This is a genomic window from Stappia sp. ES.058, assembly GCF_900105595.1.
Classification (GTDB): Bacteria; Pseudomonadota; Alphaproteobacteria; order Rhizobiales; family Stappiaceae; genus Stappia.
In genome coordinates, this window is sequence record NZ_LT629784.1 from 1,479,123 (window position 1) to 1,501,310 (window position 22,188).

The 22,188-nt window shown below is 62.2% G+C and carries 24 protein-coding genes; 17 read left to right on the forward strand and 7 right to left on the reverse strand.

All coding sequences use genetic code 11. The annotated features are described in order from the left end of the window. Window positions 1-107 precede the first annotated feature (107 nt). Complete coding sequence (gene rpoZ / locus BLU32_RS06810; RefSeq protein ID WP_093805575.1) at window positions 108-512, reverse strand: DNA-directed RNA polymerase subunit omega; 405 nt, start codon at window positions 510-512, stop codon at window positions 108-110. A 454-nt stretch (window positions 513-966) separates the two neighbouring features. On the opposite strand from rpoZ, the gene BLU32_RS06815 reads away from it, so the two are divergent. Both BLU32_RS06815 and BLU32_RS06820 read left to right on the forward strand, forming a co-directional pair. Next, complete coding sequence (locus BLU32_RS06815) at window positions 967-1,566, forward strand: NYN domain-containing protein (RefSeq protein ID WP_093805576.1); 600 nt, start codon at window positions 967-969, stop codon at window positions 1,564-1,566. 12 nt (window positions 1,567-1,578) lie between these two features. After that, window positions 1,579-2,229, forward strand: a complete 651-nt coding sequence (locus tag BLU32_RS06820; RefSeq protein WP_093805577.1) for a uracil-DNA glycosylase — start codon at window positions 1,579-1,581, stop codon at window positions 2,227-2,229. Window positions 2,230-2,248: 19 nt separating this feature from the next. Here the strand turns inward: BLU32_RS06820 and BLU32_RS06825 are convergent, their stop codons facing one another. The 5 genes from BLU32_RS06825 to BLU32_RS06845 all read right to left on the reverse strand — a co-directional run bounded on the left by BLU32_RS06825 (window position 2,249) and on the right by BLU32_RS06845 (window position 7,498). Continuing rightward, on the reverse strand, window positions 2,249-3,028 hold the full coding sequence (locus tag BLU32_RS06825) for an arginyltransferase (protein WP_093805578.1): 780 nt from the start codon (window positions 3,026-3,028) through the stop codon (window positions 2,249-2,251). Between the two features lie 27 nt (window positions 3,029-3,055). Continuing rightward, a complete protein-coding gene (locus tag BLU32_RS06830; protein WP_093805579.1) occupies window positions 3,056-4,882 on the reverse strand; it encodes an SLC13 family permease in 1,827 nt (608 codons plus the stop codon). 157 nt (window positions 4,883-5,039) lie between these two features. Beyond that, window positions 5,040-5,543: an RDD family protein gene (locus tag BLU32_RS06835; RefSeq protein WP_093805580.1), complete on the reverse strand. Its 504-nt coding sequence runs from the start codon at window positions 5,541-5,543 to the stop codon at window positions 5,040-5,042. Between the two features lie 68 nt (window positions 5,544-5,611). After that, window positions 5,612-6,835, reverse strand: coding sequence for a threonine ammonia-lyase (locus tag BLU32_RS06840; protein WP_093805581.1), 1,224 nt, complete (start codon window positions 6,833-6,835; stop codon window positions 5,612-5,614). Window positions 6,836-6,877: 42 nt separating this feature from the next. After that, window positions 6,878-7,498 (reverse strand): LysE family translocator, encoded by a 621-nt coding sequence (locus tag BLU32_RS06845; protein WP_157727548.1) that lies wholly within the window; start codon window positions 7,496-7,498, stop codon window positions 6,878-6,880. 114 nt (window positions 7,499-7,612) lie between these two features. Between BLU32_RS06845 and BLU32_RS06850 the strand changes: the two genes are divergently transcribed. After that, window positions 7,613-8,986 carry a PLP-dependent aminotransferase family protein gene (locus BLU32_RS06850; RefSeq protein ID WP_172838542.1) on the forward strand — a complete coding sequence of 458 codons (1,374 nt, stop codon included), beginning with the start codon at window positions 7,613-7,615 and terminating at the stop codon, window positions 8,984-8,986. A 22-nt stretch (window positions 8,987-9,008) separates the two neighbouring features. Here BLU32_RS06850 and hemB read toward each other — a convergent pair whose 3' ends face one another. Then, window positions 9,009-9,971 carry a porphobilinogen synthase gene (hemB, locus tag BLU32_RS06855; RefSeq protein WP_371326970.1) on the reverse strand — a complete coding sequence of 321 codons (963 nt, stop codon included), beginning with the start codon at window positions 9,969-9,971 and terminating at the stop codon, window positions 9,009-9,011. Between the two features lie 259 nt (window positions 9,972-10,230). On the opposite strand from hemB, the gene BLU32_RS06860 reads away from it, so the two are divergent. From BLU32_RS06860 to nusB, 14 genes are all read left to right on the forward strand, one after another. Next, entirely contained in the window at window positions 10,231-11,370 is a 1,140-nt protein-coding gene (locus BLU32_RS06860; protein WP_093805584.1) for an isobutyryl-CoA dehydrogenase, read from the forward strand. 42 nt (window positions 11,371-11,412) lie between these two features. Beyond that, a complete protein-coding gene (locus BLU32_RS06865) occupies window positions 11,413-11,787 on the forward strand; it encodes a DUF5367 family protein (RefSeq protein WP_093805585.1) in 375 nt (124 codons plus the stop codon). Then, entirely contained in the window at window positions 11,787-12,851 is a 1,065-nt protein-coding gene (locus BLU32_RS06870; protein ID WP_093805586.1) for an enoyl-CoA hydratase/isomerase family protein, read from the forward strand. Before BLU32_RS06865 ends, BLU32_RS06870 begins: the two co-directional genes overlap by 1 nt. Before the next feature lie 51 nt (window positions 12,852-12,902). Beyond that, complete coding sequence (locus BLU32_RS06875) at window positions 12,903-13,313, forward strand: DUF6163 family protein (RefSeq protein WP_093805587.1); 411 nt, start codon at window positions 12,903-12,905, stop codon at window positions 13,311-13,313. A gap of 55 nt (window positions 13,314-13,368) precedes the next feature. Further along, window positions 13,369-14,265, forward strand: coding sequence for a 3-hydroxyisobutyrate dehydrogenase (gene mmsB / locus BLU32_RS06880; protein ID WP_093805588.1), 897 nt, complete (start codon window positions 13,369-13,371; stop codon window positions 14,263-14,265). Window positions 14,266-14,628: 363 nt separating this feature from the next. Continuing rightward, window positions 14,629-15,141, forward strand: a complete 513-nt coding sequence (gene ldtR / locus BLU32_RS06885; protein ID WP_093810693.1) for a transcriptional regulator LdtR — start codon at window positions 14,629-14,631, stop codon at window positions 15,139-15,141. Window positions 15,142-15,513: 372 nt separating this feature from the next. Continuing rightward, on the forward strand, window positions 15,514-16,767 hold the full coding sequence (locus tag BLU32_RS06890; protein WP_208977038.1) for a L,D-transpeptidase family protein: 1,254 nt from the start codon (window positions 15,514-15,516) through the stop codon (window positions 16,765-16,767). Between the two features lie 93 nt (window positions 16,768-16,860). Then, a complete protein-coding gene (locus BLU32_RS06895; RefSeq protein ID WP_093805590.1) occupies window positions 16,861-17,055 on the forward strand; it encodes a serine hydroxymethyltransferase in 195 nt (64 codons plus the stop codon). Window positions 17,056-17,235: 180 nt separating this feature from the next. Next, entirely contained in the window at window positions 17,236-18,552 is a 1,317-nt protein-coding gene (glyA, locus tag BLU32_RS06900) for a serine hydroxymethyltransferase (protein WP_093805592.1), read from the forward strand. A 117-nt stretch (window positions 18,553-18,669) separates the two neighbouring features. Next, a complete protein-coding gene (nrdR, locus tag BLU32_RS06905) occupies window positions 18,670-19,146 on the forward strand; it encodes a transcriptional regulator NrdR (RefSeq protein WP_093805594.1) in 477 nt (158 codons plus the stop codon). Between the two features lie 27 nt (window positions 19,147-19,173). Then, window positions 19,174-20,292, forward strand: a complete 1,119-nt coding sequence (gene ribD, locus BLU32_RS06910; RefSeq protein WP_093805596.1) for a bifunctional diaminohydroxyphosphoribosylaminopyrimidine deaminase/5-amino-6-(5-phosphoribosylamino)uracil reductase RibD — start codon at window positions 19,174-19,176, stop codon at window positions 20,290-20,292. Between the two features lie 2 nt (window positions 20,293-20,294). After that, on the forward strand, window positions 20,295-20,897 hold the full coding sequence (locus BLU32_RS06915) for a riboflavin synthase (protein WP_093805598.1): 603 nt from the start codon (window positions 20,295-20,297) through the stop codon (window positions 20,895-20,897). A gap of 243 nt (window positions 20,898-21,140) precedes the next feature. After that, entirely contained in the window at window positions 21,141-21,587 is a 447-nt protein-coding gene (gene ribH, locus BLU32_RS06920) for a 6,7-dimethyl-8-ribityllumazine synthase (protein ID WP_093805600.1), read from the forward strand. 5 nt (window positions 21,588-21,592) lie between these two features. Then, window positions 21,593-22,138, forward strand: a complete 546-nt coding sequence (gene nusB, locus BLU32_RS06925) for a transcription antitermination factor NusB (RefSeq protein WP_093805602.1) — start codon at window positions 21,593-21,595, stop codon at window positions 22,136-22,138. Window positions 22,139-22,188: the final 50 nt, after the last annotated feature.

Sequence of the window (22,188 nt, forward strand, 5' to 3'; positions counted from 1 at the left end):
CCGGAGCGCACTGCCAAAAATACGCCGGATGAAAAGCAGGAAAGCCGGGGCATGAAGGTCGCTGCCCCGGAGAAAATGACATTGCGAGCGGGTGTCGGCTAATCCCGTCAGATATCGTCCTTGCGCTCGGGCGGGACCAGTCCTTCGAGGCCACGCAGAAGGTCTTCTTCCGACATGCGATCGAATTCCACTGCAGAATCATCGACGGTGTTCACTTCGGTTCCGCCGCTTTGGTGCGAGGCATTGGGAACCATGGGAACCGAATCCGCTTCCGGTTCGTCAACCTCGACGTACTTCTGGAGCGAGTGGATCAGGTCTTCCTTGAGATCTTCCGGGCTGACGGTTTCTTCGGCCACTTCGCGCAGCGCAACGACCGGGTTCTTGTCGTTGTCCCGTTCGATGGTGAGCGGCGAGCCGCTGGAAATCATCCGCGCCCGATGGCTCGCCAGAAGCACCAGCTCGAAGCGGTTCTCGACCTTGTCGATGCAATCTTCGACGGTCACGCGCGCCATTGGTATTCTCCGTAAACTGTGGTCGGCAAGCCGCGATATGTACTGCCTCGGCAGGGCTATGGCAAGCCTTGCCTTGGATCTCTCGATATATTTGTTTTTAAGTTAATTTTCGATTCAGGTTGTGTCTTTGCGCGACTCGCGGTGGAAGAGACAGGAAGTTCTGTTGCTGTTTCCTGTGGGAATGGTGTAGGGAACTTAATTAAACCGGATGCCTACTAGGCAGCTGGAAAAAAACGAAGCACCGAAAAAATGAAATAGGTGTTTCACGGGCACGTGATCCGGAGGCAGGAAGTCTCGGGGTAGGCAGGTCGATCTTCAAGACGGTTGGCGTGAAGATATTCTTGGACGAGTGGTTGGGCGAAGCCGGAAAACCGGAACGGCCACTCCTTTAATATGGTATATTTTCCGAATTGTCGGAGGCCGTCCTGCATTACAGCGAAAGGCATTGAAAGTGATGTTTGATCCCAGAGAAAAAGTTGCATTGTTCATTGATGGCGCCAACTTGTACTCGACCGCCAGGACAATTGGCTTCGATATCGATTACAAGATGCTGCTTCAGGAGTTCCAGAAAACGGGCTATCTGCTGCGAGCCTACTATTACACGGCTCTGATCGAGGATCAGGAATACTCATCGATCCGTCCTCTGATCGATTGGCTGGATTACAACGGCTACAAGGTCGTTACGAAGCCGGTGAAGGAGTTCGTCGATTCCAGCGGAAGGCGCAAGATCAAGGGAAACATGGACATCGAGCTTGCGGTCGATGCCATGGAGATCGTTGAACATGTCGACCACATCGTCCTGTTTTCCGGAGATGGCGATTTTCGCTCGCTCGTCGAAGCTTTGCAGCGCAAGGGCCGTAAGGTAAGTGTCGTTTCCACCCTTCAGACCCAGCCGCCGATGATCGCCGACGATCTGCGTCGCCAGGCCGATCACTTCATCGATCTTGCGACTCTTTCGAAGAAGGTCGGCCGCGATCCGGGCGAGCGTCCGGCCCGTTCGGCAGCCGACCGTCCGCGTCGTGTCGAGACCGACGACGAAGACGACGATTACTGATCGGCGGCGCGTATGTCCCTGCCATTGAATCCGCCGCACGACTGCCCGGCCTGTCCGCGTCTGGTCGAGTTCAGGCAAATGCATCGTGCCCGCAATCCGGAATGGCACAACGCACCGGTCCCGACGTTCTCGGCGCCGGTGCCGCGCCTGCTCGTGGTTGGATTGGCGCCCGGTCTGAAAGGGGCAAACCGGACGGGGCGTCCGTTCACGGGCGATTATGCCGGCGATCTTCTCTATGAGACGATGATCGACTTCGGTTTCGCGCGCGGCAGTTATGCCGCGCGTCCGGACGATGGTCTCGCGCTTGTCGATGCCGCGATCACCAATGCGGTGCGATGCGTTCCGCCTGAAAACAAGCCGACAGGTGCGGAAATCCGCACCTGTCTGCCCTATCTGCAGGAAACGATTGCGCGTCTTGGCGACCCTGTCGTGATCCTTGCTCTTGGGCGGATCGCGCATGATGCGACGCTGTCTGCGCTGAAGCTGCGCAAGTCGGCATTTCCCTTTGGCCACGCGGCGCGCCACGCGCCCGAGGCGGCGCCGGTGGTTTTCGACAGCTACCACTGCTCGCGTTACAACACCAATACCCGGCGGCTGACACGGGAGATGTTCCGGTCGGTTTTTGCCGCCATCCGTCACGAGGTCGACGCCACCGCTCGTTGATCCACGGCGAGGCGCTCGGTCATCCGCCTGTGGAGGGGGGCCCGTCTTCCGTCGAGTTCGCGGGGGCCCATCCTTCCGGACTGAGCAGTTCCTGAGGCTGGAAACGGGACTTGTAGTCCATCTTCGGTGATCCCTTCACCCAGTATCCGAGATAGACATAGGGCAGACCCAGCGCGCGTGCGCGCTCTATGTGGTCGAGGATGAGGTGCGTTCCCAGACTTCGGCTGCGTTCGTCGGGGTCGAAGAAGGAATAGACCATCGACAATCCGTCGCTCAGCATATCGGTCAGTGCGACGGCAAGAAGCGGCCCATCACCGCGCCCGGTGAGGAAACTGTCGGGACCGCGCTTGCGGTATTCGACCAGCATGGTCTCCACATGGGTATCTTCCACCATCATCGCGTAGTCGAGTACGGTCATGTCGGACATGCCGCCGTCCGTGTGACGGGCGTCGAGATAGTGACGGAAGAGATCGTATTGCTGCGACGAGGGTGCCGGTGCGGACGCTGTGCCGATGATGTCGGCGTTCTTGCGCCACAGGCGGCGAAACGCCCGGGTCCAGCGGAAGTCGTCGACCCGCACACGAACCGAGATACAGGCCTTGCAGTCCTCGCAGGCGGGTCGGTAGGCGATATTCTGGCTGCGCCGGAAGCCTCCCTGGGTCAGGACATCGTTGAGCGTTTGCGCCTTGGATCCGACCAAATGGGTAAAGACCTTACGTTCCTGGCGTCCGTCCAGATAGGGGCAGGGCGCAGGGGCGGTCAGATAAAATTGCGGTGTATCGGTTGGGTGCCGCGTCACGTTTGCTCGGTCTCCGCTCATCGCCCGCTACAGCATGGCGAAACCATAATATACGGGCGCAACCAAAGTGAACGTCAGCCAGAGCAAAATGGCAAGCGGTGTGCCAGCGATAAGGAAATCGGAAAACCGGTAGTGACCCGGCCCCATCACGATCAGGTTCGTCTGATAGCCGATCGGTGTGGCGAACGAACTGTTGGCCGCGAAAATCACGCAGGTCACGAAGGCTTCCACCGGCAGACCGGTCGGGACGGCCATGTTGACGGCAATGGGGGTGAACAGCACCGCAGTTGCGTTGTTTGACAACATGTTGGTGAGCATCATGACCAGGAAATAGAGAGCGGACAGGATCACCATCGGCGGCTGGTTCTGAAGCTGGGTGACAAGAACGTCGGCGATCACCCGCGCCCCGCCGGTGACCTCCAGTGCCGTGGCCGAGGCGATCGAGGCGCCGATCAGCATGAAGATCCGGCTGTCGACGGCACGCAGCGCCTGACGCACGTTCAGACACCCGGACGCAATCAGCGCGAAAGTCGCGCCGACGGCCGCTGTCACGATCGGCACCAGACCGGATGCACTCAGGAAAACCATGACCATGAAGATCATCAGTGCCCGCGGCGCGAGCCTGCGCGGAGGCACCTCCGCGGCCGACCAGTCGAGAAGGAGGACGTCGCGATACGTGCGCAGCCGCTGGATTTCATCGCCGCCGCCAGCCAGAAGCAACACGTCTCCGGGCTCCAGACGGATTTCCGTCATCGCCATGCGGGGCATGCGGGAGCGACGCTGGACACCCATCACGACGCAGCCTGTTTCCGTGTGAAAGCCGCTCTGGGCAATGGTACGCCCGCTCAGTCTGGAGGCCGGCGCGACAACGGCTTCCGCCAGCGTGAGGGAGCGCTGCGGCACGGAAGTCTCGGCTTCGCCGGTTTCATCGCTGTCCGTCCCCATAAGCGGGTGCCTGCGTGCCAGTGCCGCGGTGAGGGCCGAGCGCGTGGCGGCGACGATCATCGTGTCGCCCGGGCGAAGTGTCACGTTTTCGAAAGGGGGAAGGATCGGCCGTTCTCCGCGCTGCACAAGGCGTACGGTCATGTCCTTGAGCGCGGGGAACAATCCCGCGACTGCCGTCGCGCCTTCCAGCGGGTGACCGTTGGTGATGTGGATCTGGGCGATGAACTGTTTGCCCGAAGAGGGCTGTAACTCGTCCGCCATGGTTTTTCGCGGGCGCAGAAGATACGGCATCACGAACAGGACATAGCATCCCCCGACGGCGGCGAGGATCAAGCCGAGTCCGGTGAAGCTGAAGAACCCCAGACGCACGTCGCTGGTGCGCGCGGCCACGTCGGCGACAAGCAGGTTTGTGGAGGAGCCGATGAGCGTCGTCATGCCGCCGAGGATGGCGATGAAGGACAGCGGCATCAGCAGCCGGGCGGAGGACTTGCCCTGGGCGGCGGCGACCGCGGACAAGATCGGAAGAAACATCACCACCACGGGTGTGTTGTTCAAAAAGCCGCTGATCGCTGCGACGGCAATGAGGATCGGCGCGGCAGCCAAGTGTGGATGGCGTTTCGTCGCCTTGACGATGAATTGCGCCGGCTTTTCAAGCGCGTCCGTCTGGAACAGCGCCTGCCCGACGATCAGAAGGCAGGTGACGGTCACGAGCGCCGGGTTTGCGAAACCTGCCAGGAGCTCTGCCGGTCCGATCCCGGTTTTTCCGGGAAACACGGTGAAGATCGCCATCAGTGCAACGAGCGACCCAAGCGCCACATATTCCAGCGCGAAGCGCTCCATCGCATAGAGCACGATCGTGGCGACGATCACCACGAACGTGAGGATCATGGCGGGATCGGCTGGCAGCATGCGGTCGGCCCATATCCTCTTTCCGCTCGCGCCAAAGGGCGCGGCGCGACTTACGCCAGCTCCTTTCTAGCTGTCACAAGCGTCTTCGCAAAGAAGGAATGCTTTGCGGAAGAGCTTGATTCAGGAAAGTTTTGCCAGACCCCACGTGCGTAAGGTGCTAGCGGGCGTCGGAAGCCCGGTTCACCACGACGGCCCCGATGACAAGGTCGTGCAACAGCCTCTTTTCGGAATTGAACAGCGAAACCGCCAACACGAGCGGCGTGAGAAGGGACACCGAGAACCAGAACAGCAGGGCATGCATGCCGGCGATCAGGATATCGGGCCGCCCGCCACGGACCATGCGCATGGTCACGCCCATCGCCCGCATTCCCGGCGTTGCGCTGGTTGGTCCGCCAAGGGTCAGCGCGACATAGATGAGGGCGACGGCGGGCCACAGGATGGGAAACAGCAGCCAACCCAATCCGAGCGTGAAGATCCCGAGGAAGAACACCAGAACCGTCGCCATGAGGGTCACCGCGCCGATCAGGATCGCGTCGATGACGAAGGCGAAGATGCGGTTCGTACGCACGCTCGCGAAGAGGCGCGGATCGTTGAATGCGCCGAAGCCGGCGGCATCCGCGAAGCCATCCTCTATCTCGTGTTGCGGGGAAGGGGAGGTCATGATGTCCTTTCGTTTGAGTGCACACCTGAAGTGGGGATTGCGGGGTGCGCTGTCAAATCGGACAAGGGTCACAGGCGCGATTCGCCCAAGTCCAGCATCCGCACGCTGACGTCCAGACCTTCAAGAGCGGTGAGAATCTCTTCGGCATGTGTCCGGTCATGGGTTTCCATCGTAACGTCCAGGGTGGTGCCCTTGGCCGGCACATTCAGAAACAGCCGATGGTGGGACACTTCGAGAATGTTTCCGCCAAGCGATCCGATCAGGGTCGAAATGTCACCCAGAACGCCGGGGCGATCCGGGGTCGTGATGCGGATCGACACCAGACGCCCCTCATGCGCCAGGCCGCGTACCATGATCGAGGAAAGCAGCCGCGGGTCAATATTGCCGCCGCACATCACCAGTCCGACGCTGCGGCCGGCAAAGCGTTCGCGGTGGGAGAGCAAGGCCGCGAGCCCGGCAGCGCCAGCGCCCTCGGCCATCGTCTTTTGCTGGGTGAGATAGGCGTTCACCGCCTGTTCGATGTCCGTCTCGTCCACCAGCAGGATATCGTCGACGGTCTCGCGCACGATCTCCAGCGTCAGCTTGCCGACGTTCTTGACCGCGATCCCTTCAGCCAGCGTCGCGCCACCGCACTGAACGGCCTCTCCGTTCAATGCGCCTTTCATCGAGGGGTAGAGCGCGGCTTCCACCCCGATAACCTCGATGTCCGGCTTCAGCGCTTTCGCGGCCGTTGCCATGCCCGAAATCAGCCCGCCGCCGCCGACAGGCACGACAAGGCAGTCGAGGCCCGGATGATCTTCGAGCATCTCCAGCGCGATGGTGCCTTGGCCGCAGATGATTGCCGCATCGTCATAGGGGTGCACCCAGACCAGGCCGTCCGCTTCCGCGATCCGCTCGGCTTCGGCCTGTGCATCGGCGAGCATTTCGCCTGCAAGCACGACGCGCGCGCCATATCCGCGCGTGGCGGCGACTTTTACGAAGGGCGTCGGCTCAGGCATGACGATGGTCGCGGGAATGCCCAGCCGTCCGGCATGATAGGCAACCGCCTGCGCATGATTGCCGGCCGACATGGCGATGACGCCGTGCCTGCGCTCTTCGGGCGACAATGCCGACAGTTTCACCAGCGCGCCGCGCTCCTTGAACGCGTTGGTCACCTGGAGGTTCTCGTATTTGACCCAGACGTCCGCGCCTGTGAGGCGCGAGAGTTTCGGCGCCGGAAGACACGGCGTTCGCATCACCGCCCCGGATATCAGGTGGGCGGCGGCGCGGATGGAATCGAGTGAAACCGACATGAAAAGGTCACCGCGAATGGGTCCAGGATCTTTCCTGTGCCATCAAGGCGGGATCATTTGCAAGCTCGCGATCGTCGAGCCGACCATGACGACCGCCAGCACGACTTGCAGCGTGTACAGGAAAGAGGGGTTGCCGGTCGCTGACCGCAGCTTGCCGCCAGCCACCAGCCACAGGCCGTTCAGGGCGCCGCCAACCACCCAGAACGTGAGCGATGTCAGGAGCGCATCCGCAAGATAGCGGTCGGGCGAAACGAACTGTGAAATCGCCGCGATCTGCATCGCATAAGCCTTGGGATTGAGCGGATGCACCCAGAAGCCGCGCAGAAATCCCGGAACACGCGTGGCCCGCCCGGCCTGCCGGCTTCCGGAGCGGACAATCGTCCAGGCAAGATAAAGGATGTAGCCAATGCACATCCAACGCAGCAGTTGGAACACCTCGGGTGCACTTTGCAGCAGCGCGTAGAGCCCCAGAACATTCAACCAGAAAATCATCTGAAATCCGCTCATTGTGCCGAGCAGAAACGGAACGGCGGGACGTGCGCCGAAGGCCAGTCCGCTGGCCATCAGCGACATGTTCGCCGGTCCCGGAGACCCGACCATTGCGGCAATGAACAGGACAAGCACGCCGTATTGGGCGAGTGGCATGAAAAAATCGGAGGGCATTCGCCATCTCCTGGCGTTCGAATTGTACTTCGATCCATCCAAGCTGACTGAGACAAAAAGTGATACAATGACTATATTGTACTGATGACAATATTCTCGCAGATTACGGCCGATATGCAAACCGGGCCCGCGACCGCTCGGTCCATCGAAACGCATCTGCGCGCGGGGATCGCCGACGAAACGTTGGCGCCCGGGACGCGTCTGCCGCCGATCCGCGAAGCCGCGTGGCAATTGGGCTGCGCACCCGCGACCGTGGCGCGGGCCTACCGCGGGCTGGTCCTTGCGGGACTTGCCCATGGCGAGGTGGGCCGAGGGACATTTGTCGGCGGGCCGGATCGGCGTGCCGCCTTTCCGCCCTCTGGGCCAGATGACGCCGATCCGCAGTCGCGAATTGTCGACTTCGCCGTCAACGGCTTCCAGATGCATGATGCCTCGCCACTGGTTCGGGCGGCGTTTGAACGGGCCGTGTCGCGGATGACGGACGGCCTCGTGCCGGTCGGCTATTCTTCTCCTGCCGGAAGGGTGGAGGATCGTGCTGCCGCGGCGCGGTTTCTCGCGAAGTGGCGGCCGGGCACCGATGCGCGCGAGGTCCTGTTGACACATGGCGCCCAGTCCGCGCTCTTCGCTGCCTTTCAGGCCCTTGCCGGTCGCGGTGGCGGGATCGCCTGCGATGCGGCGACATATCCGGGTGTAATCGGGGCCGCCGTGGCGTTGGGCATCGCCCTGCACCCGGTCGCGGGCGATGCAAATGGCATGCGTCCCGACGCGCTTGAGGCGGTCTGTCGCCGGCATTCTGTTTCGCTGGTGGTTGTGATGCCCGATGTACAGAACCCGACCGGTATTTCCATGCCGCAGACACGACGTGCCGATCTTGCCACGGTCGCATCACGCCAGGGTCTGATGATCGTGGAAGACCGGATTTACGGCTTTCTCATGCCCGATGCGGAACCGGGCTTTTCATCCATTGCGCCGGAGCGCACGGTGTTGGTGTACGGACTGTCAAAATGCGTCGCGCCGGTGTTGCGCGTCGGCTATGCCGTGGGTCCAGAGAGTTTGATCCACCACATCGAGGCGGTGTTGAACGCAACGAGCCTGATGGTTTCGCCCCTTTTGGCCGATGCGGCGAGTTGGCTGCTGGAGCAGCCGGGATTGCCGGAGCGCGCGGCATCGCTGCGCGCCGGAATTGCGCGCCGCGCCGAATACTGCCTTGCCCGGCTTCCAGGGCTTCAGGCGGATCGTCTTGCCGGAGGAATTGCCTGGCTTGCGGTGCCTGAGGACTGGACAGCAGACGGCTTTGCGGCAGAAGCCGCCACACGCGGTGTCCGGGTAAGCCCGGCGCGGCATTTTTGTGTGGAACCGAGAAGCGCACCGCAGGCGGTTCGTCTGTGTCTTGCGACCGTGGCGAACGAGCATCGATTTCAGGCTGGCATGGATGCACTTGCCGGCCTGATGTCACAGTCCGGGCGCGCGCGCCTCGTCTCGCCGTGAGTCGATTGTCATTGCGCTTGCCCTATCTCCTGAGGTGGCGCGCGACGACCGGCGCGAAATAGGTGAGAACGCCGTCGGCGCCTGCACGCTTGAAGGCCATCAGGCTTTCCAGCATCGCCCGGTCGTGGTCGAGCCAGCCGTTTTGCGCGGCGGCGCAGATCATCGCGTATTCGCCCGACACCTGATAGGCGAAGGTCGGGCGCAGGAAGGCGTCCTTTACCCGGCGGATGATGTCGAGATAGGGCATTCCGGGCTTCACCATAATCATGTCGGCACCTTCCTCGAGATCGAGCTCGACCTCGTGTAGGGCCTCGTCGGTATTGGCCGGATCCATCTGGTACGTTCGCTTGTCGCCGATCAGCGTGGTGTTGGTTCCCACAGCGTCGCGGAACGGACCATAAAAGGCGGAGGCGTATTTCGCCGCATAGGACATGATCTGCACATCCTGATGGCCATTGGCGTCGAGGGCTGCGCGGATCGCGCCGATGCGTCCGTCCATCATGTCGGAGGGCGCGATCACGTCCGAGCCCGCCTCCGCCTGGAGCAGCGCCTGTGCCACAAGTTGGTCCACCGTTTCGTCGTTGACGATGGTTTCGCCCTCCATAAGCCCGTCATGTCCGTGACTGGTGTAGGGGTCGAGGGCGACGTCCGTCACCAGGCCGACGGGAAGACCGGCTGCACGGATTTCCCGGCAGGCCTGACACACGAGGTTGTCCGCATTGAGCGCCTCGGAGCCGCGCTCATCGCGCAGCTCCGGATCTGTGTTTGGAAAGAGCGCGATCGCCGGAATCCCGAGCGCCGCAGCTTCCTCCGCCTGCGCTCGGATGCGGTCGACACTGTGGCGCATGACGCCCGGCATCGACGGGACAGCCTCCTCGACGTTCGACCCGCGCGTGACGAACAGCGGCCAGATCAGATCGTCGACTGTCAGCGTGTTCTCGCGAACCATGCGTCGCGACCAGTCCGTGCGACGGTTTCGGCGCATGCGCCGGCCGCCCACAACGGCATCGACGGTTGCGGTGCTTGGACCGTTCGCGGGGCGCTGGGGCGCTGTCATGTTTCTACTCCGGGATAGACGTTCGACATTCGAGCCGCGACACTAGCACCGGAAAGCGTGCAGCCGAAAGCCGGGCAAGACGGAATTCAGAGCCGCAATTGACGCAGGCGCAGGGGGCGGATAATCCCACGGGGCAGGTCGCCGCGCGCATTCCCTCGCGTCGACGCTACGGGAGGAGAGCGGTTCGATGGATTTCACCCTTGGCGAGGACCAGCGCGCGTTTCAGGACGTCGCACGCCAGTTTGCGCGCGACGAGATGGAGCCGAATGCGCGCGAATGGGACGAGACCTCGCATTTTCCCGAAGAGACACTGCGCAAGGCGGCCGAACTCGGATTCGGAGGCATTTACGTCGGTGACGGTGTCGGCGGCTCCGGGCTGACCCGGCTGGACGCGGCGGTGATCTTTGAGGAACTGGCCGCCGGCTGCACCTCGACCGCCGCCTATATCTCGATCCACAACATGGCCGCCTGGATGATCGACCGTTTCGGCGACGATGCCCAGCGCCAGCACTTTCTGCCCAAGCTCTGCTCCATGGAGCATTTTGCCAGCTACTGCCTGACGGAGCCGGGATCGGGGTCGGACGCGGCAAGCCTGCGCACGCGCGCGGTGCGCGACGGCGACGACTATGTGCTGAACGGCTCCAAGGCCTTCATCTCCGGCGGCGGGCGCTCCGACATATACGTCGTCATGGTTCGCACAGGCGAGGCCGGCCCCAAGGGGATCTCCTGCCTGGTGGTGGAAAAGGACACGCCGGGTCTGAGCTTCGGCGCGCAGGAAGCGAAGCTCGGCTGGAAGAGTCAGCCGACAGCGCAGGTTGATTTCAGCGATTGCAGGGTGCCCGTCGCCAATCGCATCGGTGCGGAGGGCGAAGGTTTCACAATCGCGATGGCCGGCCTTGATGGCGGGCGGCTCAACATTGGCGCCTGTTCGCTCGGCGCCGCGCAAAGCTGTCTCGACCGCTCGATTTCGTACCTCAAGGAACGCAAGCAGTTCGGCAAGCCGCTGGCCGAGTTCCAGGCCCTTCAGTTTCGTCTTGCGGACATGGCGACCGAACTCGAGGCGGCGCGCCTGCTCCTGCACAAGGCCGCGACGCTGGTCGATGCCAAGACGCCGGATGCCACCCGCATGGCGGCAATGGCCAAGCGCATGGCTACGGATGTGGGGTTCTCCGTCGTCAACGAGGCGTTGCAATTGCATGGCGGCTACGGCTATCTGCGGGACTATCCGGTCGAGCGCTTCCTGCGCGACGTGCGGGTGCACCAGATCCTTGAAGGCACCAACGAGATCATGCGAATGATCATCGCGCGTGATCTCTTGAAGGACTGAACGGGCGGTTTGCCCTCGGCATTTTGACAAGGGCGAAGCAACATGCGACGCGGACTGTTCGTTGGCATTGTGGGATGGATCGCCGCAAGCCTTCTCTTTCGGCTCTTCGGCCATCTCATTCTGGTCGGCCCTGGGCTTGCTTATGTGGTGGCGCTCGTCGTGGGTGGTGTGGCGGCCGGAGCGATTTCTCTGCTTGCAGCGTGGCTGATCTGCGAACCTGGCAAAAGTGCGCGCTTTGCCGCGGGGGTGGTCATTCCCGGTCTCTTGGGAGATGCCGCCGCGACGCTGGCCTTCGCGAGGGTGTTTCCGGCGATTCCGTCGGAGTATGACGTGTTGTTCGCGGCAATGATGCTTTGGGGCTACGGCGTGATCCTCGCCGTCCTGATCCTGTTCGGCGAAAAGGTGGTGAAGTCTTGATGAACGACGACGATATCCTGTTCGACATCCGCGACCATGCCGGTCTTGTGACCCTGAACCGGCCGAAGGCGCTCAATGCGCTGACCCATGGCATGGTCACCGCGTTTGTCGAAAAGCTCGAGGAGTGGCGCGAAGAGGATGCCGTGCGTTGCGTGGTCGTGCGGGCGGCGGGCGAAAAGGCCTTTTGTGCTGGTGGCGACATTCGCAGGATTTACGATCAGGGCACGGCGGGCGATCCCGCGCAGGTCGCGTTTTTCGCCGACGAGTATCGTCTGAACGTCCAGATCAAGCGCTATCCCAAACCCTATGTCGCGCTGATCGACGGCATCGTCATGGGCGGCGGCGTCGGCGTGTCCGTTCACGGCAGCCACCGGGTCGGCACGGAACGCACGGTGTTCGCCATGCCGGAGACGGGCATCGGCTTCTTTCCCGATGTCGGCGGAACCTACTTCCTGCCGCGCATGCCGCATCAGTCCGGCATGATGGCGGCACTTACCGCCACACGTCTCAAGCAGGCGGATGCTCTGTGGACCGGGGTGCTCACCCATGCGGTGATGTCGTCCGACCTGGATGCGCTCACCACCGCGCTTTGCGAAGGCGCACAGCCCGACGAGGTTCTTGCGGCCTTTGCCCGAACCGCCACCGATCTGTCGTCCGGCGAAGCGCCGCTCTCCGCCCGTGCGACGATCTGTGATGAGGTCTTCGGCAAGGCCTCGCTTCAGGACGTTCTCGCGGCGCTGCAAGCGGCCGCAGGCGGAGGTGATGACGGCGAATGGGCGGCGAAACAGCTGGCCGCGATCCGCTCGAAGTCGCCGACCAGCCTGTCGATCGCCTTCGCGCAACTTCGCAAGGGCGCCGATCTTGACTTCGAGGCCTGCATGCGTCTCGAACACCGGATCGTCAGCCATATCCTCAAGGGGCATGACTTCTATGAGGGCGTGCGCGCTGTGATCGTCGACAAGGACAACACCCCGAAGTGGTCGCCGGAACGGGTCGCCGATGTGCAGCCCCGCGATGTGGAGCGCTATTTTCAGCTTCCCGATGGCGGCGATCTCGATGTCTGATAAAAGGGACCCCGGGCCGTATTGAGACTGCGCGCGGGGGCCGGAGATCATATGAACGCTTTGCTACAAGACTATTGGAGAAACCGGCCTGACTGGTCCGTGGCGCTGATCTGGTATTTGCGCGCGATGGCCGTTCTTCTGATTGGTGGCGGCCTCATTCACTGGGCCCGGATCGTCGGTATCGTGCCCTGGCGGGGAGTCTGGTTCTGGGACATGCCGATCGAATGGCAGGCAGCAACCGTGTTCTTTGCCGTGCTGGACCTCGTGGCCGCCATCGGCCTTTGGCTGACGGTGTCATGGGGCACCGTGATGTGGCTCACCCGTGCGCTGACGCAGGTGGTGATGCATACGGTCTTTTCCGACGTCTTCGGACGTCGACCCTATGAAATCGGTTTCTACCTCACGACAATCGCGGTCTATCTCGTGCTGCTCTATCTGAGCGACCGCGAGCAGCGAAGGTGACGCGCATCGCGCGACAGAAACACGTTCAATCATCGAAAACGGGGAGACTTCATCCATGGCAACGATCGGATTTGTCGGGCTGGGCAATATGGGCGGGCCGATGGCGGCCAACCTCGTGGCTGCGGGCCACACGGTCCATGGGCTTGATCTTTCGCCGGAGGCCCGTGGGCGTCTGAAGGACGCGGGCGGCAACCCGGTCGAGTCGGTTGCCGAAGCTGTGTCGAGCGCGGATGTCGTCGTCACGATGCTTCCCGCAGGCAGTCATGTGCGCAGTGTCTACGGCGGCGAAACCGGCATTCTCGCGAACGCCCGTCCCGGCACTTTGCTGATCGACAGTTCGACGATCGACGTCGACAGCGCGCGAGATGTTGCAAAGGATGCCGTCGCGGCCCGCATGGCCATGGTCGATGCCCCCGTTTCCGGCGGCGTCGCCGGCGCGGCCGGCGGCACGCTGACCTTTATGGTCGGCGGCCCCGACGAGGCTTTCGAGGCAGCAAGGCCCTATCTCGAAATCATGGGCAAGACGGTCGTGCATGCCGGCGGCCCCGGCAACGGCCAGGCGGCCAAGATCTGCAACAACATGCTTCTTGGAATTTCGATGATCGGCGTATCAGAGGCCTTCGTGCTGGCCGAACGTCTCGGCCTCGATCACCAGAAGCTCTACGACATCTCCTCCACGGCGTCGGGGCAATGCTGGTCGCTGACGAGCTATTGTCCGGTGCCGGGGCCGGTGGAAACCTCACCGGCCAACCGGGACTATCAGCCCGGCTTCGCCGCCGCGATGATGTTGAAGGACCTGAAGCTTGCCCAGGAAGCGGCCAACGCCAATGGCGCGTCGACTCCGCTCGGCGCGGAAGCGACCGCGCTCTACAATCTGTTCTGCAATCAGGGTGAGGCGGGCACGGATTTCTCCGGCATCATCCGCTTCCTGCGCGGCGCGGAATCAACCTGACGCCACATCGGCGTGAACGGTCACAGGTCAGGGCCCGCGCCGGCATTTCGCCGGTGCGGTTTTGTGTCTCGTCAAAAGTACTCAGACAAGCGTTTCCGAACCGGGCTGCGATCTGTCGCGCATCGGGAATCTCGAAAAATTTCCAACTGTGGATTGCTGCTATATCTCATGTATTCAATTCATAAACCGCGAAACGCGGCAATATTTATAATTAATAATTGGTAAATCAGGGTCCCGTGTAATGCATTTGCGCGTTAACCGATGATTTAGTCTCCTTTTTAAGCGGATTTTAGAGGCCGCCGGGTATGGTTTGCATCAAGGTGACAAAAAATGCACCGCAAACAATACATGAGGCGCAAACAGATGATGACGGCAACGAATGCGGTCGACGTGGCTTTGCAAGCCGAAGACGGCGAAGATATCCAGCCGCTCTACCTTGAGGCTTTGACGCTTGTAGAGCGGTTACACAGGCGACTCCTTGATGTGATCAAGGATGAATTCGATCGTGAGGGTCGCTCCGACGTGAACAGCGTCCAGGCGCTGCTTCTCTTCAACATCGGCGATGCCGAGTTGACGGCGGGCGAGCTTCGCACCCGGGGCTACTATCTCGGGTCGAACGTCTCCTACAATCTGAAGAAGCTGGTCGATCTCGGCTTCATCCACCATCAGCGCTCGCGCACGGACCGCCGCTCGGTCCGGGTCAGTCTGACGGACAAGGGCAAGGATGTCGCCGAGAAGGTGAATGCTTTGTACCAGCGGCACATGCTGTCGGTGGAACAGGTCGGCGAGATCGGACCGGATGATTTCAAGGTGCTCAACCGGTCGCTTCGACGGCTGGAGCGTTTCTGGACCGACCAGATTCTCTATCGCCTTTGAGGCGAGGGTGTCGACAGGCGCCAGCAAAATCGGATGACTTGACGATCGGGCCGTCTCCGCAAGGGGCGGCCCGATGTGTTCCGACCGCGGTTCGGTTCGATTTGTGCAGCGGTTCTCGCTGAAAATTGACCCATGCATCACGGACGAAGCGACATGAATGTGCCATATTGCCATGGCTAACCCTACGCCGTGTGCCTGTAACAGGCGCACTCAGGTGAGTCTGGTGGCCGGGAGAGTGTTTGTTAATCCGCTGGCAGTACGTCTGATTGACAACGAGCGGCAAGGCAGGACGGAATGGACATGGTGGCATCTCTGGCGGTGAAGAACGGTGCATCTGGCGCCAGCGTGCGACGCGGCGTTCTCGGCATCACCATGCTCGGAGTGGCTTCCATGTTGCTTTCGGGGCTTTCCGCCACACCATCGGTTGCGCAGAACGCCGCGTTGAAGGCGCTGATCGAGCAGCAGCAGCGTGTCGAATGGCGCGACCAGTTCGACAACACGATGCGCAGCCTCCAGGCGGTCGAATCGTCTTCGCCGACGCTGTCTCCCGACACTGCCACCTATGTTGAATACGCCATCCAGCGATATTCCTCGATCGTGCAGAACGGGGGATGGCCGCAGGTGACAAGCGGCCGCCGCGCGATGCGCCTCGGGTCGCAAGAGGACAATGTGGTGTCTCTGCGCCGCCGGCTGATGGTTTCGGGCGATATCGAGCAGACCGCCGGCATGTCCGATACCTTCGATTCCTACGTCGACGCGGGCGTGCGCCGCTTTCAGATCCGCCACGGTCTGACACCCGATGGCGTCGTCGGCAAGAGCACGCTGGATGCGATGAATGTACCCGCAGCTGTGCGTCTCTCGCAGCTTGAGACGAATATGGTGCGCTTGCGGTCCATGTCGGGCTTCCTCGGCGACCGCTATGTCATGGTCAACATTCCGGCAGCCGAGATCGAGGCGGTCGAAAACGGTCGTGTGCGTTCGCGTCACACCGCTGTCGTCGGCAAGATCGACCGACAGACACCGATCCTCAACTCCAAGATCTATGAGCTGAATTTCAATCCCTACTGGACGGTGCCGGTGTCCATCATCCGCAAGGATCTGATTCCGAAGATGAACGAGGATCCCCGGTATCTCGAGAAGAACCGCATCCGGATCTTCGACTGGAAGGGCAATGAACTCACCTGGCAGCAGATCGACTGGAGCACGGACGAGGCGACGAAGTTCCAGTTCCGTCAGGAGCCCGGAGAGATCAACTCGCTCGGCTCGGTCCGCATCAACTTCCACAACAAGCATCAGGTCTATCTGCACGACACGCCGTCGAAGTCGCTGTTCGGGTCGGACTACCGGTTTCACTCCTCCGGCTGCGTGCGAGTCCAGAATGTGCGTGAGCTGATCACCTGGCTCCTCGCCAGCACCACACCGGACTGGAACCGCGCGCGGGTCGATCAGACAATTCGCGGCGGTGAGCGCGAGGATGTGAAGCTTCAGTCGCAGATCCCGCTTTATCTTTCCTATGTCACGGCCTGGGCGACGTCGGAGGGCGTGGTTCATTTCCGGGATGACATTTATAACCGCGACGGATTGGCGCTGGATGGCGCCAGCACGGCGGTCTCGGCCTACCAGTAGCTACCAGTAGAAATCGCATGCGCGATCCTGTCCGAACTCCGCATCGGTTTTGCGGAGCGCAAGTGAGCGTGTCTTATTTGGGTGGGACCCTGGATGAACCAACCGCATGGCCCGGCGGGCGAGGTCTATTTTGAATTCTACCCGGTCGGACGACAGGTTCGTGTGACCGCGATCGACGCCACGACAGGTGTGGAAGTGGTCATTATCGGTCCCGTCCAGGCCAGCCAGGCCGATCTTCAGCAACTGGCATTGCGGAAGCTGACTCGAAGGTTGGCGGGTTCGCAGTGAACTCGCTGCTTTGCGGTCTTCGCTCTTGGTTCACAATCTGGGCTGTGCTATTGGCGAAACCCTTGACAGTGGCGCCTGTTCGTCTCCCGTGGTCGGGAGATGGTTCAAAAAAGGTCCGCCCGCGTGCCTAACCAAGCTTTTGCTTGCGTCCAGTTCAGTTCACGAAAGAGGGGACCGACGATGTCGATGACCGACTCAACGCTCGACACGCCGATTTATCCGGATTTCTTCACCCGCGATCTTGCGGACGCGGACCCGGAAATCCATTCGGCAATAACCCGCGAACTCGGACGCCAGCGCCACGAGATCGAACTCATCGCTTCGGAGAATATCGTCTCCCGCGCCGTGCTCGAGGCCCAAGGCTCGATCATGACCAACAAGTACGCGGAAGGCTATCCGGGCCGCCGCTACTACGGTGGTTGCGAATTCGTCGATGTCGCGGAAGAGCTTGCCATCGATCGGTTGAAGCAGCTGTTCGGCTGCGGTTTTGCCAACGTGCAGCCCAACTCCGGCAGCCAGGCAAACCAGGCGGTGTTCCTCGCGCTGATCAAGCCGGGCGATACCATCCTCGGCATGAGCCTTGATGCCGGTGGCCATCTCACGCATGGCGCGCGTCCCAATCTGTCCGGCAAATGGTTCAATGCCATTCAATACGGTCTCGACACCTCAACCGGCCTTATCGACTACGATGCGCTCGAGGAACTGGCACGCGAACACAAGCCGGCGCTCATCATCGCCGGCGGGTCGGCCTATTCGCGCGAGATTGATTTTGCCCGCTTCCGCAAGGTGGCGGACGCGGCCGGCGCTTATCTGATGGTGGACATGGCGCATTTCTCCGGGCTTGTTGCCGGCGGCGTGCATCCCAGCCCGTTTCCGCATGCGGATGTCGCGACCTCCACGACCCACAAGACCCTGCGCGGACCGCGCGGCGGCATTGTCCTGACCAACCGCGAAGATATCGCCAAGAAGATCAATTCGGCCGTGTTCCCTGGCCTTCAGGGTGGACCGCTGATGCATGTGATTGCCGGCAAGGCGGTGGCCTTCGGCGAGGCGCTGCGACCCGAATTCAAGGTCTACGCCCGCAACGTGGTGGACAACGCCAAGGTGCTGGCCGAAACACTTCGCGAAGGTGGTCTGGACATCGTTTCGGATGGAACGGACACCCATTTGATGCTGGTCGATCTGCGACCCAAGGACCTGACGGGCAAGGCCGCGGAAGCATCGCTTGGCCGCGCCAACATCACCTGCAACAAGAATGGCGTTCCCAACGATCCGCAAAAGCCGACAATCACCTCCGGCATTCGCCTTGGCACGCCGGCCGGAACGACGCGCGGCTTCGGGCCGCAGGAGTTTCGCGAGATCGGCGAGCTGATCACCGAGGTGCTCGACGGCCTGAAGGCTGCCAACTCCGACGACGGCAATGCGGCCGTGGAAGCTGCGGTGAAGAACAAGGTCATCGCGCTGACGGACCGCTTCCCGATCTATCCCGGTCTTTAAGGCGGACGACGGCGTCGGCGTGTGCCCGATCCCTGTGACAATCCCGGCCTTGCACCGCTCCCGCCAGGGGTTCCTGGTGATCCGGGCGGCGCAATCCGGTTCGGAGCCGAGTGACACATGAAGTGCCCATATTGCGGTTGCGATGACACGCAGGTGAAGGATTCGCGTCCAACCGAAGACAACACCGCAATCCGTCGTCGCCGGATCTGCTCCGAGTGCGGCGGTCGCTTTACCACATTCGAGCGCGTGCAGCTGCGCGAGTTGACGGTGGTCAAGCGAACGGGTCGGCGTGTTCCGTTCGATCGGGAAAAACTGGAACGCTCGGTGCGCATCGCGACCCGCAAGCGTCCGGTCGATCCCGATCAGCTGGAGCGCATGATCAGCAACATCGTCCGGCAGCTGGAAAGCTCCGGGGACAGCGATGTGCGCGCCGCCGATATCGGAAATCTGGTGATGGAGGGCCTCAAGGTCCTCGACGATGTCGCCTATGTCCGTTTTGCGTCGGTCTACAAGGACTTTCGCGAAGCCAGGGACTTCGAAGCGCTTCTCGACGAGATGAGCGGCCCCGACGCCACGACATTCAACGACGGATAGCCTGTGGAACGTGGTGCTCATGCTCACATGACGGATGTGGACGCCCGCTTCATGTCCGCGGTGCTCGCCTATGCGCGGCGCGGCCTCGGCCGCGTGTGGCCGAATCCGTCGGTCGGCGCGCTGATTGTCAGCGATCCCGCATCCGGAGGCGTGGTTGTCGGGCAGGGCGTTACCCAGCCGCCCGGCGGCGCCCATGCGGAGGTGATCGCGCTGCGCCAGGCAGGCGAACGTGCGCGCGGAGCAACCTGTTATGTCACGCTGGAGCCCTGTTCCCATCAGGGCCGAACCGGTCCTTGCGCGGTTGCTCTCGCCGATGCGGGTATCGCGCGCGTCGTCATCGGCTTGCCTGACCCCAATCCGCGTGTATCCGGCCGGGGCGTCGAAATGTTGCGCGCGCGGGGCGTCGAGGTCGTGACCGGGGTTTTGCGCGACGCTTGCGCGCAGCATCATGCCGGCCATGTTCGTCGGGTTTTGTCGGGACGCCCGCATGTCATCTTGAAACTGGCGGTTTCCCGCGACGGCTTCATCGGTCGCGAGGGTGAGGGGCAGATCCCGATCACCGGGCCCGATGTCTTCCGACGGGTTCATGTTCTTCGCGCCGAGTGCGATGGCATTCTGGTGGGGGTCGGAACGGCCATCGCCGACGATCCCGTGTTGAACTGCCGTTTGTCCGGCCTGGCGAACCGATCGCCCGTGCGGGTCGTACTCGATACATCCGCAAGGCTCCCACTCGACAGTCGCCTGGTCGCGACCGCCCGCGAGGTTCCCGTGTGGGTGCTGGTGAGTGCGCAGGCCGATCCCGAAGCTGTTTCGGCACTCTCCACGGCCGGCTGCACCGTCATTCGCCTGGCGACCCCGCTCAACGGCCGCATCGAACCGCATGCGGCCATGCGCGCGCTCGGTCAGCGCGGCCTTACCCGCCTGCTTGTCGAAGGCGGCGCAACGGTTGCCAATGCGCTTCTGGGGACGGACCTTGCCGACGAGGTGATCATTTCGCGTGGCGACATGCTGGTGGGTGAGGGCGGGATTCTCCCGTTTGCCGGACGGGGTCTGGAGGCGTTGTCGGCGAGCGGTCGCTACGCGATGCTGGAAACGGTGCCTGTGGGTACCGACACGATGACTCGTTACCTGCGAAGGATGGATTGAGCATGTTCACCGGTATCATCAGCGACATCGGGCGCATCGTCGAGATTTCTCAGATCCCGGCGGGTCTACGCACCCGTATTGCCACCGCCTATGATCCGGATGGCATCGACATCGGGGCCTCCATCGCCTGCGACGGCGTCTGTCATACAGTGACAGCAAAGGACCGGGACGCGGATGGCAACTGGTTTGAGATTGAATCGGCGGCCGAGACCCTCCGCTTGACGACCGTGGGAAACTGGACAGTTGGCGCCCGGCTGAACCTCGAGAGATCGCTGAAGATCGGTGACGAATTGGGGGGACACATCGTTCAGGGGCATGTCGATGCGACCGCGGAGATCATCGAGCGCGCCGACCATCCAGACTCCGTCTTTTTCCGCTTTCGCGTGCCGGGCGACGTCGCGCCCTTCATCGCCAGGAAGGGCGGGGTCGCGCTCGACGGAACCTCGCTGACCGTGAACGAGGTCGATGGCGACACGTTCTCCGTGTTTTTGATCCCGCACACGCTGACGGCAACCACCTGGGTGGACCGCAAGGCCGGCGATCTGGTCAATCTGGAAGTCGACATGATGGCGCGCTACGCGGCACGGCTCGCCGAATACCGCTAGGACCTGCGTTGGATGCAGGGCAGGCACTGCCAATCCGGGCTGGACAAAGGGGGCAAGGCATGGTTCCTACCGGCACCCTGACAGCTGCCGTCGCGCGCGGCGGTTTGCCCTTGGCAGATCGTCCTAGGTTGACCGGCGAGACGGCTGAGCGGCACGACACCGCGACATCAAGAATCGATCCCGCGCGCAGGTGACCGGCCTCAGGCTCTCGGTCTCGCGTGCTTTGAAGGTGGAAAAGGCGATATGGCAACCCCGAAAATCCTGGTTATCGATGCCCGTTTTTATGACGAGATCGCCGATGCGCTGCTGACCGGAGCAATGGATGTGCTCGATTCAAACGGTGCCGAGGTGACGCGCGTTTCCGTTCCCGGCGTCCTGGAAATCCCCGGCGCGCTTGCCATGGCGCTGGCGGCAATGGAAGGCGGCGTTGCCGACTTCGATGGCGCGGTGTTGCTTGGTTGCGTCATTCGCGGGGAGACCTCTCATTACGACATCGTGGCCAATGAATCGGCCCGTGCCGTTATGGAACTGGTGGTCGACGCGGCGCTGCCGCTCGGCAATGGTATTCTCACCGTCGAAAACAGCGATCAGGCCTGGGTGCGGGCCGATGTGAAACAGAAGAACAAGGGCGGTTCGGCGGCGCAGGCGGCGCTCGACATGATCGCCGTCCGGGACCAGCTCGGAGTTTGACGACAATGTCCGATCCCACGCCGGCAGCAGCCGATACGCCACGCCCCGCCAACAAGCGCGGTGCCGCGCGGCTGTCCGCTGTTCAGGCGCTCTACCAGATGGACGTTGGCGGTGCGAACCTTGCCGACGTCCTGGCCGAGTTCGAGGCTTATCGGCTCGGTGCCGAGCTCGACGGCGAACAGTACCGAGAGGCCGATCCGGCCTGGTTCCGCGATCTGGTGAGCGGTGTCGTCGATCAGCAGCGCACGCTCGATCCGGAGATCAATCGCGCGCTGGTCGCGGGCTGGCCGTTGAAGCGGATAGACACCACCCTGCGTGCCATCCTGCGCGCTGGTACCCTTGAACTGATGAAGCGCAAGGACGTGCCTGCGCGTGTCGTGCTCAGCGAATATATCGACGTCGCTCGCGCGTTTTACGATGGCGACGAGCCGCGCATGGTCAACGGTGTACTGGATCGGCTGGCCCGCGAATTCCGCGAAAAGGAGTTCAGCGGACAGGCTTCGGCGAAAGAGACTGGCCAAGGGGTTGACCCGAACAGCGGCGACGCCTGATTTCGGTGTGCTTGCCGTAACGGAAGGGATTTGACCCGTCCGGGTGCTGC